The 16,675-nt window shown below is 72.1% G+C and carries 13 protein-coding genes; 6 read left to right on the top strand and 7 right to left on the bottom strand.

The annotated features are described in order from the left end of the window. Positions 1-58: 58 nt before the first annotated feature. A complete protein-coding gene (locus OG559_RS06890; RefSeq protein WP_405113560.1) occupies positions 59-292 on the bottom strand; it encodes a DUF433 domain-containing protein in 234 nt (77 codons plus the stop codon). 312 nt (positions 293-604) lie between these two features. Between OG559_RS06890 and OG559_RS06885 the strand changes: the two genes are divergently transcribed. Together OG559_RS06885 and OG559_RS06880 are read left to right on the top strand one after the other, a co-directional pair. Next, a complete protein-coding gene (locus OG559_RS06885) occupies positions 605-1,366 on the top strand; it encodes a G5 domain-containing protein (RefSeq protein WP_405113558.1) in 762 nt (253 codons plus the stop codon). Positions 1,367-1,663: 297 nt separating this feature from the next. Then, positions 1,664-2,419, top strand: coding sequence for a DUF559 domain-containing protein (locus OG559_RS06880; RefSeq protein ID WP_405113556.1), 756 nt, complete (start codon positions 1,664-1,666; stop codon positions 2,417-2,419). A 145-nt stretch (positions 2,420-2,564) separates the two neighbouring features. On the opposite strand, the gene OG559_RS06875 is transcribed toward OG559_RS06880, so the two are convergent. The 5 genes from OG559_RS06875 to OG559_RS06855 form a co-directional block, all read right to left on the bottom strand. Next, positions 2,565-2,975, bottom strand: coding sequence for a DUF779 domain-containing protein (locus tag OG559_RS06875; protein WP_405113554.1), 411 nt, complete (start codon positions 2,973-2,975; stop codon positions 2,565-2,567). Further along, positions 2,975-4,480 carry an aldehyde dehydrogenase gene (adh, locus tag OG559_RS06870; protein WP_405113552.1) on the bottom strand — a complete coding sequence of 502 codons (1,506 nt, stop codon included), beginning with the start codon at positions 4,478-4,480 and terminating at the stop codon, positions 2,975-2,977. Before adh ends, OG559_RS06875 begins: the two co-directional genes overlap by 1 nt. Positions 4,481-4,521: 41 nt before the next feature. After that, positions 4,522-5,802, bottom strand: a complete 1,281-nt coding sequence (locus OG559_RS06865; protein WP_405113550.1) for a GAF domain-containing protein — start codon at positions 5,800-5,802, stop codon at positions 4,522-4,524. A 149-nt stretch (positions 5,803-5,951) separates the two neighbouring features. Further along, on the bottom strand, positions 5,952-7,223 hold the full coding sequence (gabT, locus tag OG559_RS06860; protein WP_405113548.1) for a 4-aminobutyrate--2-oxoglutarate transaminase: 1,272 nt from the start codon (positions 7,221-7,223) through the stop codon (positions 5,952-5,954). Between the two features lie 4 nt (positions 7,224-7,227). Further along, the gene (locus OG559_RS06855; protein WP_405113546.1) at positions 7,228-8,664 is read right to left on the bottom strand and encodes a gamma-aminobutyraldehyde dehydrogenase; all 1,437 of its coding nucleotides are present in this window, start codon (positions 8,662-8,664) and stop codon (positions 7,228-7,230) included. Positions 8,665-8,806: 142 nt separating this feature from the next. On the opposite strand from OG559_RS06855, the gene OG559_RS06850 reads away from it, so the two are divergent. Then, a complete protein-coding gene (locus OG559_RS06850) occupies positions 8,807-10,246 on the top strand; it encodes an aldehyde dehydrogenase family protein (RefSeq protein ID WP_405113544.1) in 1,440 nt (479 codons plus the stop codon). Between the two features lie 2 nt (positions 10,247-10,248). On the opposite strand, the gene OG559_RS06845 is transcribed toward OG559_RS06850, so the two are convergent. Beyond that, positions 10,249-11,478, bottom strand: coding sequence for an SUKH-3 domain-containing protein (locus OG559_RS06845; RefSeq protein ID WP_405113542.1), 1,230 nt, complete (start codon positions 11,476-11,478; stop codon positions 10,249-10,251). Between the two features lie 80 nt (positions 11,479-11,558). On the opposite strand from OG559_RS06845, the gene OG559_RS06840 reads away from it, so the two are divergent. From OG559_RS06840 to OG559_RS06830, 3 genes are all read left to right on the top strand, one after another. Then, on the top strand, positions 11,559-11,972 hold the full coding sequence (locus tag OG559_RS06840) for a YbaB/EbfC family nucleoid-associated protein (RefSeq protein WP_405113540.1): 414 nt from the start codon (positions 11,559-11,561) through the stop codon (positions 11,970-11,972). Positions 11,973-11,977: 5 nt separating this feature from the next. Then, complete coding sequence (locus tag OG559_RS06835; RefSeq protein WP_405113538.1) at positions 11,978-12,322, top strand: hypothetical protein; 345 nt, start codon at positions 11,978-11,980, stop codon at positions 12,320-12,322. A gap of 113 nt (positions 12,323-12,435) precedes the next feature. Then, entirely contained in the window at positions 12,436-16,671 is a 4,236-nt protein-coding gene (locus OG559_RS06830; protein WP_405113536.1) for a toxin glutamine deamidase domain-containing protein, read from the top strand. Positions 16,672-16,675: the final 4 nt, after the last annotated feature.

The raw sequence follows: 16,675 nt of genomic DNA, 5'->3' as shown, positions 1-16,675 counted from the left end.
ACCACCGCCCCGGTGCGGAGGTCGTCGAGAACCGACGGCAGGTTGGCGATCAACAGCTTCATGCGGCTGCGGGTCGGATCGGCAGTTCCCGTTCCGAGACGGCCGCCGCAGCGAATTCCAGTGCCGCGAGCACATCTTCGCGTTCGAGGTACGGATAGTCGCCCAGCACGTCGTCGATGCTGCGCCCGGCCGCGAGCTGGCCGAGTACGGCGGTGGCGGTGACCCGAGTGCCTCGGATGCAGGGCAGCCCGCCCATCCGCCCGGGGTCGACGGTGATCCGCTCCAAAGCCATGGCTGGATTCTACGGCTGGTCGAGGGATCACTGCTGTTCCCCGCGCCGGCCGATCAGAGAGAGTGGCGGCAAGGTTCGTCAAGAAACGGAGACGTCGCCCGCTCTGGTCACCCCACGGAAGGTTGACTACGGCCTGGGGTGGACGTTTCCCGGGCGGGTACGGGCAGACAGACCACGATGGTCGGGAGGCGATCCGGCCCGAACGTCCGGTTCCCGCCCGCCACTGTCCGTGTCGAACTGGGAGCCAATTGATGTTGGGCAGCGCCGCTGCGGCGGTTACCGTGGCGGCTTCCGGCGGTGACACTCGGGGCCGTGACGCATCAACCGCCGTACCACCCCAGCCAGCCGTTCCCCGGCCCGCCCGCCTCGCCCGCCACCCGCTCCAGGTGGCTGCGTTGGCTGCCGTCGGGGCAGCGCGCGGGTGTGGTCCTCGGCGGGGTGCTGCTGGCGTCCGTCCTGACTATCCTGACTGTCCTGGGCACCCTGGTCAACGATCCCCAGCAGGACAGGACGCCGGCCGCCACCGGTGCGGGCCAGGCCGGCAACTCTCCGGTCGCCTCTCCGGTCGCCACTGCCGAGCCCGTCGTGTCCGACGCCCCGTCGGCCGCCTCCGAGCCGTCACCCGCTCCCGCCACGGCCTCGCCGTCACCAACGGTCGCCGTCCCGACGGTGAAGACCCGCACCGAGACGAAGACGCAGCCGATCCGGCACGCACAGCGGACCGTCAAGGATCCTTCCCTGGCAAAGGGGAAGCGGGTCGTCCGCACCCCCGGGGTCGACGGGGTACGGACGCTGACATACCGGGTCACCCTGGCCGACGGGGTGCCCACCGGCCGGAAGCTGGTCCGCTCGGTCGTCACGAGGCGGCCGGTTGCCCAGATCGTCGCGGTGGGCACGAAGCAGGAGCGTGAGTGTGATCCGAACTATGGCGGCTGCGTGCCGATCGCCAGCGACGTCGACTGCACCGGCGGTAGCGGCAACGGCCCCGCATACGTCACCGGCCCCGTCAGGGTCATCGGCGACGACATCTACGACTTGGACCGCGACAACGACGGCTACGGCTGCGACGACTGACCCACCCCACCCCCTTCCCCCGCGATCTTGCATTTAAGGCCCGGACAAATGTAGTAAACCGGTCACATTTGGGGCCGTAACTGCAAGATCGCGGGGGAAGGGAGAGGGAGCAGCAGTTTGGGGTTGTCCACAGGAGGGGCTGGTTTTCCACAGGGCGCGAGGTGGGTGCGGCGGCCGGGGTGTGGTTCTGGGCAGTCTGCCAGCATGGGGACTCAACTTTGGCGTACCGCGTCGCTGCTCCAATCCACCACGCGGAAGCGGCTCCGGATCGGTGTAGCGAAGGAGCGGGTTGTCCGAGTGCGGCGAGGGGTGTACGCGAATCGCCTTGTCGATGATCGCGAATCGCTACAAGCCCTGTTGATGTGCCTGCCGCCCGAGGCGATGCTGGCCCGGCAGACTGCCGCCCGAATGCATGGGTTCGGTGTCCTGCCCGAAGGTGCCGTTCATGTGCAGTTGCCGCCCGAAGTTCCCAGGCCCCGCCTTCCTGGTCTGTTGGTCCACCACTCGGCTCTGCCGGTGGAGCCGGTCATGGTGAACGGGCTGCCCTGCGTGCCGGCTGCCAGATGCGCGGTGGACCTGGCGAGGACGGTTCGGCGACTGGACGCTCTCCCGGTGCTCGACGCCGCGGTTCGGTCCGGCACGGTGTGCCGGGATGAGTTGATCGTGGAGGCCTTTGTCCATCGAGGGCTACGGGGTGTGCGCCAGGCACGCTCACTGGCGTTGCTGGCTGATGGGCGCTCCGAGTGCCGACAGGAGAGTCAACTGCGGTTGGTGCTGATCGACGGCGGCCTGCCGGCGCCGGAGCCGCAGATCTGGGTGCTGGACGGCGACGGGGTGGCGCGATACCGGCTCGACCTGGGATACCGCGAGCGGCAGGTCGGCATCGAGTACGACGGTCTGTCCCACCTCGATCGTGATCGACTGCGACATGACCGGGACCGCGCCAACTGGCTGGATGCCGAGGGCTGGACGATGCGCTACTTCACGGACCGCGACCTCTACCGCCGCCCTGCCCACATCGTCGCGACGGTCCGCACAGCCCTATCCCCCTGACCCACCCTCCATCCCCCTGACCCACCCTCCCTGCTAACCCTCTCCCTCCCGCGATCTTGCACCAGCGGCCCCGACAACTTTCGTGAAGCGGGCATTTCAGGGGCCGCAACTGCAAGATCGCGGGAGGGAGAGGGTGGGTGGGTGGTCAGGGGGTGGGGGTGGGGGTGAGGTGGGAGCGGATCAGGAAGCGGACGCCGTCGGGGGCCTCCAGGCTGAAGCCGCTGCCCCGGCCCGGGATCACGTCGACCGTGAGCCTGGTGTGCCGCCAGAGCTGCCACTGCGATTTCGAGATCCAGAACTCGACGGGCTCGGGGACGCCGTCGATCACCAACGAGGCGAGCAGCACATCGGAGCCGCCGGTGCGGAACTCGCCCGCCGGAAAACACATCGGGGCGCTGCCGTCGCAGCAGCCGCCGGACTGGTGGAACATCAGCGGCCCGTGCCGCCCCCGCAGCGACCGGATCAGCTCGGCCGCCGCGGGGGTGAGGGAGACGGGCGACGCCGCGCCACCCGGGTCGGGCGGGAAGCGCGCAGGGGCGTCGACCGGATCGGCCATCAGAAGAAGCCGAGCTTCTTGGGGGAGTAGCTGACCAGCAGGTTCTTCGTCTGCTGGTAGTGCTCCAGCATCATCTTGTGGTTCTCCCGGCCGATGCCGGACTGCTTGTACCCGCCGAACGCGGCGTGCGCCGGGTACGCGTGGTAGCAGTTCGTCCAGACCCGACCGGCCTGGATCGCCCGCCCGGCCCGGTACGCGGTGTTCATGTCCCGGGTCCAGACGCCGGCCCCGAGCCCGTACAGGGTGTCGTTGGCGATCTTCACGGCGTCGTCGAGGTCGGCGAAGGAGGTCACCGAGACGACCGGGCCGAAGATCTCCTCCTGGAAGATCCGCATCGCGTTGTCGCCCTCGAAGATGGTCGGCTGCACGTAGTACCCGCCGGACAGTTCCCCGCCGAGGTCGGCGCGCTCGCCGCCGGTGAGCACGCGCGCGCCCTCCTGGCGGCCGATGTCCAGGTAGGACAGGATCTTCTCCAACTGGTCGTTGGACGCCTGCGCGCCGATCATCGTGTCGGTGTCGAGCGGGTGACCCTGGCGTACCGCCCGGGTGCGGTCCACCGCCGCGGCGAGGAAGTCGGCGTAGTGGCCCTGCTGGATCAGCGCCCTCGACGGGCAGGTGCAGACCTCGCCGGAGTTGAGGGCGAACATGGTGAACCCTTCGAGGGCCTTGTCCAGGAAGTCGTCGGACGCCGCGCTCACGTCGTCGAAGAAGATGTTCGGGCTCTTGCCGCCCAGCTCCAGGGTGACCGGCTTGATGTTCTCGCTGGCGTACTGCATGATCAGCCGCCCGGTGGTGGTCTCGCCGGTGAACGCCACCTTCGCCACCCGGGGCGAGGAGGCCAGCGGCTTGCCCGCCTCGACGCCGAAGCCGTTGACGACGTTGACCACGCCGGGCGGGAGCAGGTCGGCGATCAGCGAGATCAGGTGGTGGATGGACGCCGGGGTCTGCTCGGCGGGCTTGAGCACCACGGCGTTGCCGGCCGCGAGGGCCGGGGCGAGCTTCCAGACGGCCATCAGGATCGGGAAGTTCCACGGGATGATCTGCCCGACCACGCCGAGCGGCTCGTGGAAGTGGTACGCCACGGTGTCGTCGTCCAGCTCGCCGAGGCTGCCCTCCTGGGCCCGGATCGCCCCGGCGAAGTACCGGAAGTGGTCGATGGCGAGCGGGATGTCGGCGGCCAGGCTCTCCCGTACCGGCTTGCCGTTCTCCCAGGTCTCGGCGACCGCGAGGGACTCCAGGTTCTCCTGCATCCGGTCGGCGATCCGGTTGAGGATCAGCGCCCGCTCGGCGGCCGGGGTGCGGCCCCAGGCGTCGGCCGCGCCGTGGGCGGCGTCGAGGGCGCGTTCGACGTCCTCGGCGGTGCCGCGGGCCACCTCGCAGAACGTCTGGCCGGTGATCGGGGTGGGATTCTCGAAGTACTGGCCGCCGTGCGGCTTGACGTACTCGCCGCCGATGAAGTGGTCGTAGCGGGACTGCCAGTGGGTGGGCGCGTCGTAGCGCGTCATCGGTACCTCCGCCGTCGGTGCTCGGGGTGACGGCGGCGAGGTTAGTTACCCCGACGTTGCAGCGACGTTGCGCGCGGGAGGTCGTACTCGATGCCGAGCTGGTGGGCGCGGGCCAGCGCGAGGGGCCGGCGGGGCGCGCCCGGCGGCAGCGCCCGCGCCAGGGCCTGCCAGGCGGTCAGGTCGTCGGTGCCGGCGGGCGTCGCGGTCCAGGCCACGAGCGCCGCCGGGTCGCCGCCGGCCAGCACGGCGGCGCGCAACTGCCCGTCGAACAGCCGGCGCAGCCGCGCGACCCCCGGCGCGTCGGAGGAGGGCAGCAACGACCCGGGGTACGCGTCGAGTGCCCCCGCCACCTCACCGCGTTCCAACAGCTCGGTGACGGTCCGGAAGTCCGCCCGCACCCGGGCGCGCAGCCGGTACGGGCGGGAGTCGAGCAGCTCCGCCCCCAGCGCCCGGCGCAGCCGGGACAGCTCGGCGCGCAGGGTGACCGGGTGCAGCCGGTCGTCGCCGTACAGGTCGAGGCCGAGCTGCTCGCCGGTGCGTCCCTCGGGATGGTCGAGCAGCAGCACCAGCAGCTCGCTGTGCCGGCGGCCGAGCCGGACGGTCCGCCCGCCGACGCGCACCTCCGCCTCGTCGCGGCCCAGCGCGCGCACGGTGACCGAGTCCGGCTCGGCCGGGCGGGCGGCGGCGAGCTGGGCCTCGGCGGCCCGGGCGGTGGCCCGGACCAGGGCGAGGCTCTGCGGGTGGGCGAGGTGGTCGCCGCCGGTGATGTCGACCGCGCCGAGCAGCCGCCCGGTGGCCGGATCGTGGATCGGGGCGGCGGCGCAGGTCCAGCGCTGCACGCGCCGGCTGAAGTGCTCGGTGGCGAAGATCTGCACGCTGTGGTCGCAGGCCAGGGCGGTGCCGGGGGCGTTGGTGCCGGCGTGCGCCTCGTCCCAGCGGGCACCGGGCACGAAGTTCATCCGCTCGGCGTGCCGCAGCACCCCGGGATGCCCCTCCACCCAGAGCAGCCGCCCGTGCGCGTCGCAGACCGCCATCAGGTGCGCGCCGTCCAGGGCGATGCCGCCGAGCAGGTCCCGGAACAGCGGCAGCACCCGGGCCAGCGGGTGGGCGGCCCGGTAGCCCTCCAGCGCGTCGTCGGTCAGCTCGACCGGCGGGGCGACCTCGGGGTCGACCAGCGCCGAGCGCTGCCAGGACCGGCGGACCACCTCCCGCACCCGGCCCGGCTCGGTTCCCGCGAGGAACGCCTCGTGGGCGGCACCGACCTGCGCGATCCGCTCCGCCGGATCGGCACCGAACTCCAGGGCGAGCCACGGGTCAGCCATCGGCGACCTCCTCGCGACCATCGTGACGCAGCTCACCGCCGATCGCCAGTACCGGTTGCCGGCCGGGTTTCGTCCGGGCGTCGCTCCCGTGGGCCCGGTGGCTGCCGGGCGCGGGGCCCACAGGCGGTGTCGTCCGGGCTGCGGGGCCGTCAGCCGAAGGCGTTGTCGAGGATGTCCAGGCCCCGGGCCAGCTCCGCGTCGGAGATGACCAGCGGGGGCAGCAGGCGCAGCACATTGCCGTACGTGCCGCAGGTCAGCACCAGCAGGCCGGCGGCGTGGCAGGCCGCCGCGACCGCCGCCGCGGCGGCCGGGTCCGGGACCAGGGTGCCGGGCCGGACCAGCTCCACGGCGAGCATCGCGCCCCGGCCGCGCACCTCGGCGATCCGTGGATCACCGGCGGCAATGGCGCACAGCCGCTCGTCCATCGACGCCCCGACCCGGCGGGCGGTGGCGGCCAGGTCCAGCTCGTGCATGGTCTCGATCGTCGCCAGCGCCGCCGCGCAGGCGATCGGGTTGCCGCCGTACGTGCCGCCCAGGCCGCCCACGTGCACCGCGTCCATCAGCTCGGCCCGGCCGGTCACCGCCGCCAGCGGCAGGCCGCCGGCGATGCCCTTGGCCAGGGTGACCAGGTCCGGGACGACGTCCTCGTGGTCGCAGGCGAACCAGTCCCCGGTGCGGCAGAACCCGGTCTGGATCTCGTCGGCCACGAAGACCACCCCGGCCGCCGTCGACCACTCGCGCAACGCCGGCAGGAACCCCGGCGCCGGTACGACGAAGCCGCCCTCGCCCTGGATCGGCTCGATCAGCAGCGCGGCGACGTTCTCCGCGCCGACCTGCTTCTCCACCGTCTCGATCGCCCGGGCGGCGGCCTCCGCCCCGGACAGCCCCCCGTCCCGCAGCGGGTACGACATCGGCACCCGGTAGACCTCGCCGGCGAACGGCCCGAACCGGTGCTTGTACGGCATGTTCTTCGCGGTCAGCGCCATGGTCAGGTTGGTCCGGCCGTGGTACGCGTGGTCGAACACCACCACCGCAGGGCGTCCGGTGGCGTGCCGGGCGACCTTCACCGCGTTCTCCACCGCCTCGGCACCCGAGTTGAACAGCGCCGAGCGCTTCTCGAACGTGCCGGGGGTGAGCGCGTTGAGCCGCTCGCAGACGGCCACGTACGACTCGTACGGCGCGACCATGAAGCAGGTGTGGGTGAACCGCTCGACCTGAGCCCTCACCGCCTCGACCACCCGGGGCGCGGAGTTGCCGACGTTGGTGACCGCGATGCCGGCGGCGAAGTCGATCCACTCCCGCCCGTCGACGTCGGTGATCGTGCCGCCGCCCGCCCGGTCCACGTACGCGCCGACGACGCTGCCGACGCCCCGGGCCACCGCAGCGCCGCGCCGCTTGTGCAGCTCCTCCGAGGAAGTCACGGGGTCAGCCCTCGATGTTGTGCATGACGTGCTTGATCCGGGTGTAGTCCTCCAGGCTGTACACCGAGAGGTCCTTGCCGTGCCCGGAGTGCTTGAAACCGCCGTGCGGCATCTCCGAGACGAACGGGATGTGGGTGTTCACCCAGACGCAGCCGAAGTCGAGCCGGCGGGTCATCCGCATCGCCCGGCCGTGGTCGCGCGTCCAGACCGACGCCGACAGGCCGTAGTCGACGCCGTTGGCCCAGCGCACCGCCTCGTCCTCGTCGGAGAAGCGCTGCACGGTGATGACCGGCCCGAACACCTCGTCCTGGATGATCTCGTCGGCCTGGCGCAGCCCGGAGACCACGGTCGGCGCGTAGAAGTAGCCGCGCTCGCCCTGCCGGGAGCCGCCGGCCCGGATCGCCGCGTGGTCCGGCAGCCGGTCGACGAAGCCGCTCACCCGGGCGAGCTGGTTGGCGTTGTTCAGCGGGCCGTACAGCACGTCGGCGTCGTCCGGGGCGCCGGTCCTCGTGTTGCGGGCCTGCTCGGCGAGCGCGGCCACGAAGTCGTCGTGGATGCCGGGGCCGGCGAGCACCCGGGTCGCGGCCGTGCAGTCCTGACCGGCGTTGAAGTAGCCGCCCATCGCGATCGCCTCGGCCGCCGCGGCCACGTCCGCGTCGTCGAAGAGCACCACCGGGGCCTTGCCGCCCAGCTCCAGGTGGGTCCGCTTCAGGTCCGGCGCGGCGGCGGAGGCGACCTCCATGCCCGCCCGGGTCGAGCCCGTGATCGACACGAGCTGCGGGGTCGGGTGCGACACGAGGGTACGACCGGTGTCCCGGTCGCCGCAGACCACGTTGAACACCCCGGGCGGGAAGAACTCGGCGGCGATCTCGGCCAGCAGCAGCGTCGACACCGGCGTGGTGTCCGACGGCTTCAGCACCACCGTGTTGCCCGCCGCGAGCGCCGGGGCGATCTTCCAGACCGCCATCATCAGCGGGTAGTTCCACGGGGTCACCTGGGCGCACACGCCGATCGGCTCGCGCCGCACGTAGGAGGTGTGCCCGGCCAGGTACTCCCCGGCGGAGCGGCCCTCCAGCAGCCGGGCCGCGCCGGCGAAGAAGCGGAACTGGTCCACCGCCGGCGGCAGTTCCTCCTCGGCGGTGAGTTGGCGGGGCTTGCCGGTGTTGCGGACCTCCGCGTCGACCAGCTCGGTCGCCCGCGCCTCCACCGCGTCGGCGAGCCTGAGCAGCGCCCTCTGCCGTTCCCCCGGGGTGGTGTCCCGCCACGTCTCGAACGCGGCGGAGGCCGCCCCCATGGCCGCGTCCACGTCCGCCACGCCGGAGACCGGCGACTGGGCGAAGACCTCGCCCGTGCACGGGTCGATCAGGTCGGCGTACCCGCCGTCCACCGGGTCGACGTACGCGCCGTTGACGAAGTTGCGCAGCTTCTGCTGGTCGCTCATCAGGTGTCTCCGAGGGATGGCCGAGGGTGCGGACAGCGGAGGTTATCGGAATCTGACTGCCATCTTGGCTACCGAATTCGCGGCAGACAAGGGTTTGAGCGACTGTTTCCGTGCGAGTGCGTGTGGTCTAGGCTGCCGAGGTGTGGAGCCGAGAGCCTTCTTCGTCGCCGGCCGCCCCGCACACGGCGAGGGCGAGCTGACCGTCACCCACCCGTACGACGGGCGGGCGGTGGGGCGTACCACCCTCGCCACGCCCGACCAGGTCGAGGCCGCCGTCGCGGCTGCGGCCGGGGCGGCGGCGGAGGCCGCGGCCCTGCCCGCGCACGCCCGCGCGGCGGCCCTGGACCACGTGTCGCGGCGGCTCGCCGAGCGGGCCGAGGAGGTCGCCGCGCTGATCACCGCCGAGAACGGCAAGCCGGTCAGGTGGGCGCGGGCCGAGGTGGGACGCGCGGTGTCGACGTTCCGCTGGGCGGCCGAGGAGGCCCGGCGGTTCTCCGGCGAGCTGCAACGCCTCGACACCGATCCGACGGCCACCGGGCGGATCGCCCTGGTCCGGCGGGTGCCGAAAGGGCCGGTGCTCGGCATCGCGCCGTTCAACTTCCCGCTCAACCTGGTCGCGCACAAGGTCGCCCCGGCGATCGCGGTCGGCGCGCCCATCGTGGTGAAGCCCGCCCCGGCCACCCCGCTGTCGGCGCTGCTGCTCGGCGAGATCCTCGCCGAGGCGGAGCTGCCCGAGGGGATGTTCTCGGTGCTGCCGCTGCCCAACGAGCGCGCCGCCGAGCTGGTCGCCGACCCGAGGCTGCCGGTGGTGTCGTTCACCGGCTCCGGGCCGGTCGGCGCGGCCCTGCGCCGGTCCGTGCCCGACAAGCACGTCACCCTTGAGCTGGGCGGCAACGCGGCGGCCGTCATCTGCGAGGACTGGAACACCGACGAGGACCTGACCTTCGCCGCGCACCGGATCGCCACGTTCTCCAACTACCAGGCCGGGCAGTCGTGCATCGCCGTGCAGCGGGTGTACGTGCACGAGTGGCTCTACGACGCCTTCCTGCCCAGGCTGGTCGCATCGGTGCAGGCGCTGCGGACGGGAGACCCGTCCGACGAGCTGACCGACGTCGGGCCGCTGGTCTCCGTCGCGGCGGCCGAACGGGTCGAGGCGTGGGTCGACGAGGCGGTGGTGGCCGGGGCGACCATCGAGGTGGGGGGCCGGCGCGACGGCGCGACCTACCCGCCGACCGTGCTGTCCGGGGTGCCGGCCGACGCGAAGGTGCACGCCGAGGAGGTGTTCGGGCCGGTCCTGGTGGTCGCCCGGGTCGAGAACGACGACGCCGCGTTCGCCGCCGTCAACGACTCGGCGTACGGCCTCCAGGCGGGCGTGTTCACCCACCGCCTCGACGTGGCCTTCGCCGCCCACCGGGCGCTGGAGGTGGGCGGGGTGATCGTGGGCGACGTGCCGTCGTACCGGGCCGACCAGATGCCGTACGGGGGAGTGAAGGGCAGCGGCGTCGGCCGCGAGGGCCTGCGCAGCGCGATGGACGACTACACCGACGCTCGCGTCATGGTGCTGACCGGCGTGCAGTTGTAGCGCTACCAGGTGCCGTCGTCGCGTACCCGGGCGGGGGCGCGGCCGAGCAGCAGGGTGGTGAGGGCGGCGTCGATGTCGTCGCCGAGGAACCACTCGCCGGCCTGGTCCAGCACGAACACCCGGCCCCCCTCGTCGATGGCGATGATGCTGTCCTGGCCCTCCGCGCCGAGGGGAAACAGCCGCCTGCCGAGGACCGCGCCGAAGTCGGCCAGGGTGTCCGCCGAGTGCGCCGCTCGCGTCGGATTGGTGTTGAACCAGCTGATCCACACCTCCTGCCCGGGGCCACGACGGTGGGAGTAAACGGCCGGGAACGCGGTGAGGGCGGCCCGCGCCGCCGGGAAGGGCTCGTGCCGGTGCAGCTGACCGGCCACCTCGCACGTGTCCTCGATGGCCCCGGCCGCGAGGGCCGGGTTGACCATCGTGTCCTTCCACCCGCCGTCCATCAGCGAGTCGGCGACCTCGGCAGGGAAACGGCCAGGGTGGGTCGGTGTCTGCGACTCCGGCCGCCGCTCCCGGGTGTAGGCGAGATCGGACCAGTCGAGCGCGTGGAAGTGCACCAGGAAGTTCACGCACGAGTCGCAGGGCCGCTCGGCCACGCCCCCCGCCGGGTCCCCGGGCTCGCGCACCCGGTGGACCTCGAGCCGGGAGGTCTCGAGAAGGGAGTGGGCGTCGTTCATGGTCATCGGCCCCCCGCCCTCGGCGGCGCGGCGGTGGTCGTACGCGTGCAGTAGGTCGGACACGACGATCACTTCCGCGTGTCGGTCTCCGCCCCGCGCCAGATGGCCCGGAGGCAGCTCGTCGAGGTAGGCCCGGACCAGTGGGTGGTGGCGAAGGGCGACGTCGCCCTTGGCGCCCTGCGCCCGGTGGAGACGCCCCTCGACGGTCAGGTGCGCGACGACACCGGGCGTCGGCAGGCGGCGTACCTCGCGGAGGAGTTGGCTCGCCGGGTCCACCGTGCGCGGCGCGGGCCGCTCCGGCCGGCTGCGCCGATACATCTCCCGCACGGCGGGGAAGGGCAGGCGGGGCCAGGTCGAGACCTCGCCGGTCTCCTTGTCCACCACCATGGTCGGCAGGTCGCCGGGAGGCACGGCGGCGGTCTGGGCCACAGTGGACGTGATCAGGAAACCAAGGTCGAACTCCTCGACCAGCGGGGCGCACTCGTGCCCGAGGCGCTGGGAGTCCCGGTGGGCCCAGACGGCGGCGAGTTGTTCGGCCTGCTGATGGTCGATCACCCGATTGAAGTTACCGGACCCCACGGATTCCGTGGCACCCGGTATGTTCTGGCCTACCTACGGTGACGAGGAGGGTGGCGGTGGCCGAGAGCGTGGACCGGGACGCCAACCGGGCGCTGCGGGCCCGGTTCGACGAGGTGCACGGCCAGTACCGACAGCTCCGCTCGGGACTGGACGAACTCCAGAGCCGACTCGCGCACCTCCGGGTCACCGAACGCTCCGACGACGGGCAGGTGACCGTCGTCGCCGGTGCCCGGGGCGAACTCGTCTCGGTGGACGTCCACCCCGCCGTGTTCCAGGACCGGGACGCCAAGGCGCTGAGCCGGAAGATCACCACGACGGTGCATGGGGCCACCGCCGCCGCGGTCGCCGCCACACAGGAACTGGTCGCCGGCTACCTGCCGGCCGGATCGGGCTCGGTGGACTTCCTCCGTACCGGCGACTTCGGGGCCCTGCTGGGCCGGGTCGACGCCGTCATGCGGCGCGGGGAGTGAGCGGCATGGCCGATGGGCAGCTCTGGCTGGACCCGGGCCGCGCGCGGCGCGGCGGCGCCGACCTGACCTCGGCCGGCGAGGCGGTGACCGCCCGGCGCGTGCAGGTGGGCGGCCGGATCGCGGCGGCCAGCGCGGCCCGTCCCTGGGGCCGCGACGACATCGGCGCGGCCTTCGAGAAGCAGTACCGCGGGTTCGAGGAGACCCTGCTGCGGGCCTGGACGGGCGTCGGGCGTGCCCTGGAGAACCTGGGCGGGAACGTCGTGCGGTCCGTGGACAACGAGGTGACGACGGACGCCCGGAGCGCCGGACGGCTCGACCGGATCTCCGACCAGCGGCCCGCCGGGCGCTGACGGCCCCGAGGACCGCCGTGAGCCTGCTGCCGAGCCCGATCCCGCACCCCCTCGACTACTCGCCGTGGGAGCTGCCCGGCTGGGTCTACGAGGCCCTCGACTGGGTGATCGGCGTGGAGTGGCCGGAGGGCGACGAGCGGGCGGTCTGGGACCTCGCCGACCAGTGGTACGGCGTGGCCGAGGCCCTGGCCGGGCCGCGCGACGACTCGGTCGCCGCCGCCGGTGAGGTGCGCAGCGGGTACGGCGGCATCGGGGCGGTCGCGGAGGCGTTCGACGCCGCCTGGCGGCGGGTGGCCGACGGCGACGAGGCCCCGCTGCCGGTCCTGCTGGCCGTCAGCGGCGACCTCGGCCGGCTGGTCGAGGAGTGCGGCTGCGACATCGAGGGGGCGAAGCTCGAGGTCTGGATCGAGCTGGGCATCCTCGTCGTCGAGCTGCTCTCGTTGGCCGTGGCGGCGGTGCTCACCGCGGGCGCCGCCTCGCCCGCCGCCGGCGCCGCGATCACCGCGAGCCGGTTCGTCGTGCAGCAGATCTTCAAGCGGCTGATGGCCCAACTGGCCCGCAAGACCCTCAAGCAGGGCCTGAAGGAGGCCGGGGAACGCGCCGCCAAGCGGGTGGCCGAGGGCGGCGTGCGGGGGCTGGCCCGCAAGGCGGCGCTCGGCGGGCTGGCGGAGGCGGCCGAGGAGTCCGGGGTCACGCTCGCCACGCAGGCGTACCAGAACACGACCGGCCGCCGGCACGGCCTGGACCTGGCGGACGCGGGAATGTCCGCGCTCGGCGGCCTGGCGGGCGGGGCGGTGGCGCCGCTGGCCGGTCTCGGCCGACACGCGACCGGGCGGGCGGCGCGCGTCGGCGAGCACTTCGGCCGCGAGATGACCGGTGAGATGATCGCCGAACAGGCGGCCCGCCTGGCCACCGGCCAGGGCCCGATGTCCCTGGAGGACGCGGCGCGGGCGGCGGCGTCGGGCGCCACCGGATCGGCCACCGGCCAGACCGACGCGGCGCTGCACCACCGGCTGGACGGCCGGATGGCGGCCCTCGCCGGGGCGTCCTTCGCCCCGACGGACCTCGGAGCCGTGTCGGTGCCGACGACGCCGGACGGTGCACAGCTCCCGGCCGCCGGGATGACCGCCGGAATGACGAGCAGGGAGGGTGACCAGCCTCCACCTGTGGACGGTGGCGTTCCGCCCGAGCGCGTGGTCGTTGCCGCTCCCTCACCGGCCACCGCCACGGCGCCCGCACATGCGCAGGCGCCCTTCGTCCCCCCGGTTGACGCCCCTGGGGTTGACACCCCTGGGCTCCCGGCGACGCCGGTCATGTCCGCCAGCACTGTCGATCCCGCAGTCGGCCTGCCCTCCGCACCGCACTCCGGCCCCGGTTCGGTGGAAGCAACAGGGCCCGCCCAACCGACGCTGTCGTCCATCCCGGCCGACGCCGCACAACCCGGGAGCCGGGGCGTGGAGACAGGGCCGCCGGCAGCCGTCGGTGGCACCTCGTCGACCGCCGGCGGATCGAACCCCGCTCCACTGGCGAACGCGACGTCGACTCCGTACTCGTCGCCGATCTCGGCGGCGGCGTCCGGAGCGAACCCGACCACCCTCCCACCGGTGGTATCAGCGTCGCCGTACGGCACCCCCGGCCCACTCGGAGCGACCGGGCAGAGCAGCTCGGTCACGGGACACGATCCGGCTCCGCCGCCACGGTTTCTCCCGTTGGAGACCGGGGAACCGCACCCGCGTCCGGCTCCGCAACCGACCCCGCAGCCCGCGCAGGAGCACCCCGGTCCCACGGATCCCACCGTTCCCCGGCCGAGGTCACCCGAGTGGTATGCGGCGCAGTGGGCTGCTGAGCGCGAGGCGTTCGACCGGCGCCGGTACCGGGACTACTTCCAGCGGCAGCGTGCCTGGTACGAGGACAAGCGGCGACGCGATCGCGCGGCCGAGCTTCGCGAGGGGGGTGAGCAGCACTACGAGCAGGCGCGCTGGCTGATTCGCGAGGCGTACAGCCTGCACCGCGCAGGCCGCAGTGACCTCGCCGACCAGTTCGTCCGGGACGGCCGGCAGGCCGAGCGCCGGTACCACCGGCAGATGGGCCTCGCAGAGGAGGTGCTCGCCGGAACGGTGGCCCCCAAGGTCGTCGAGGTGGACAACCGGGAGGACTTCGAGCGCATCAACAGCGACGACCCATCCCTCACCGTCGGCGTCGTGGAGGGCGACGGCCCCTCGGCGCTGACCGGTGACGACGATCCGCCGCCGATCGACCGGTCCCGCCGCTACGGGCAGTGGGGTGGGCTGCGCCCACCGCTGGCGCTGCATCAGTCGGACCTCGAACAGGCCGTGCCCCGGGACGCCGGTGGGCGGGTCCTGCGGACCGCCGACCCCCGGCGGGGTGGCTGGTTCCGGCTGGCCAACGACGGTGGCCCGGCCGCCGACCCCACCCGGGGCATCAACTGCCTGGACTGCACCCTCTCCCTCTACGAGACGTGGATGCACGGGCGTCCTCGGGTCTCCGCACCCCGCACCTTCGACGGGTACGCCGCCGGGGACATCACCCGGCCCCTCGGCGGTGAGATCGACGGCCCGGGGCGGGTGGAGGACGCCACCGGCGGGCGCTTCCAGAAGGTTGTGGGCCCCGATGAGGAAGTCTCCCGGGGCGATACGTGGCGCGCGGTGAGCCGCGGGTTCGGCAGCCTGGAGGGCCGGTTGCGGGCCGGTGGTCACGGCAGCTACGCGTTCCTCATCACCACGTACGAGGGCGGCGGATCGCACGCCTGGGTGGCGCTCAACCAGAACGGGAGCGTGCTCTACCTGGACCCGCAGAACGGCGCCGTCTCGGACATGCCGCTCTACACGCACAGCAGCAGGCCGGCCCCGCACAACGTGACAGGAATCGACGTCCTGATCCTCGGCCCGGACGGCCGTCCCATGCCGCTGGCCGGCGCAGGGCCGGGGACGTTCAGCCAGCGGGCCGAGGCATCCGATGAACCGCCCGCGCCCGTGCGGGAGCGGCAGCCTGGCCCCGACGACCCGTCGGACGATGACCTGTACGTCAACCGTGTGCACCTGCTTGAAGGCCCAGCAGCGGTTAATCCGGGACCCCGGGGACCCGAGAAATCGGGGCGTCCGAAGGACCACTCTCCCCCGTCTGGCGAGGGCGAGGCGGATTCTGAAGGCGCCAGGCTCCGCCAAGCCCGTAACGAGGCCCGGGATCACCGGTTGGCGAGTGGGATATCGCCGAAGCGTGTTGTCGCTGCCAGCTCTGATCTCGATCAGGTATTCGCCGCCGGTGTCACACCGGCGGAGCTCGCGTCCGAACTGGATGGGGCCACCCTGCGGCGGCTCGTGCCACAACTGGACGAGGCGGCAGCTCAGGATGTTGCCAGGCTCCTCGCGGACCATCGGGTACGTCAGATGCTGGACGACACCTGGCGAGTTTCGTCAACCGGCGAGCCATTACTCGCCGAGATGCTGGTAGAGCAGATGGTGCAGCAACCGAACCTGGCGCGGATGATGTTGGAGACGCCGGAGTTGATCGTGTCCCTGACCGCGCGTCCAGAGACGCTGCACCACCTTGCGAGCGATGAGCGTGCGATCGGCGTACTGGAATCCGTAGCGGCTGAGGTCAACGGGCGCGATCTAGATTCGATGGCCGATGCGAGTGCGTCAAAGCCACGGCCCACGCCACTGAGCGCCGAACAGCGAGAAATCAGCGCGAGCGTTGATCTGGGGTCCAGTGATCCGGCGCAGCCAGGTTTCGACCAGACGCGGCGTACAGATGTCGAATACCAAACCGAGTTTCTCGAACGCCTCTACCAGGATTCGGTGTCCGCGCAGGAAGAGTTGGTGACGCTGGCCCAGGGCCTTGCCCATGACGGGGACCGGGTGGTCGGTACGGCGGGCTGGCGTCCGAGGCCCAAGGGTAGGCAACGCGTGGAGGATAAGATAGGAAAATACCAGGGTGACGTATCGCGGTTGCTCGATCTTGCTGCGGCGAAGGTCGAGTTCAACTCGCTGGGTGATGTATACAAGGCCCTCGAACGGCTGCGTGACCATCCCAGAGTTCAAATCGTCGCTTGCGACGACCGTTTCCATGCTCCACAGAATAGTGGCTATCGGGATGTCCAGCTGGTGCTGAGGATGTCCAACGGGCATCTTGCGGAGTTTCGGCTGCACTTGGCAAGCATGGACGAGGTGGCTGCCTGGGAGCACTCTCTCTATGAGGTCAAGCGAGACCTTGAGTCTCTGGCCCGTCAGGATGGCCGGAATTTGAACTTGCGAGAGCGGGCGATAGTTGACGATATCCTTGAACGCCAGCAGCAACTGTTCTGGAACGCGCTAATTTCGTCTCTATAGGAAG

Source organism: Micromonospora sp. NBC_01405 (assembly GCF_045040155.1).
In the GTDB taxonomy this organism is placed as follows: domain Bacteria; phylum Actinomycetota; class Actinomycetes; order Mycobacteriales; family Micromonosporaceae; genus Micromonospora.
This window is presented reverse-complemented; position numbering and strand designations above follow the sequence as displayed.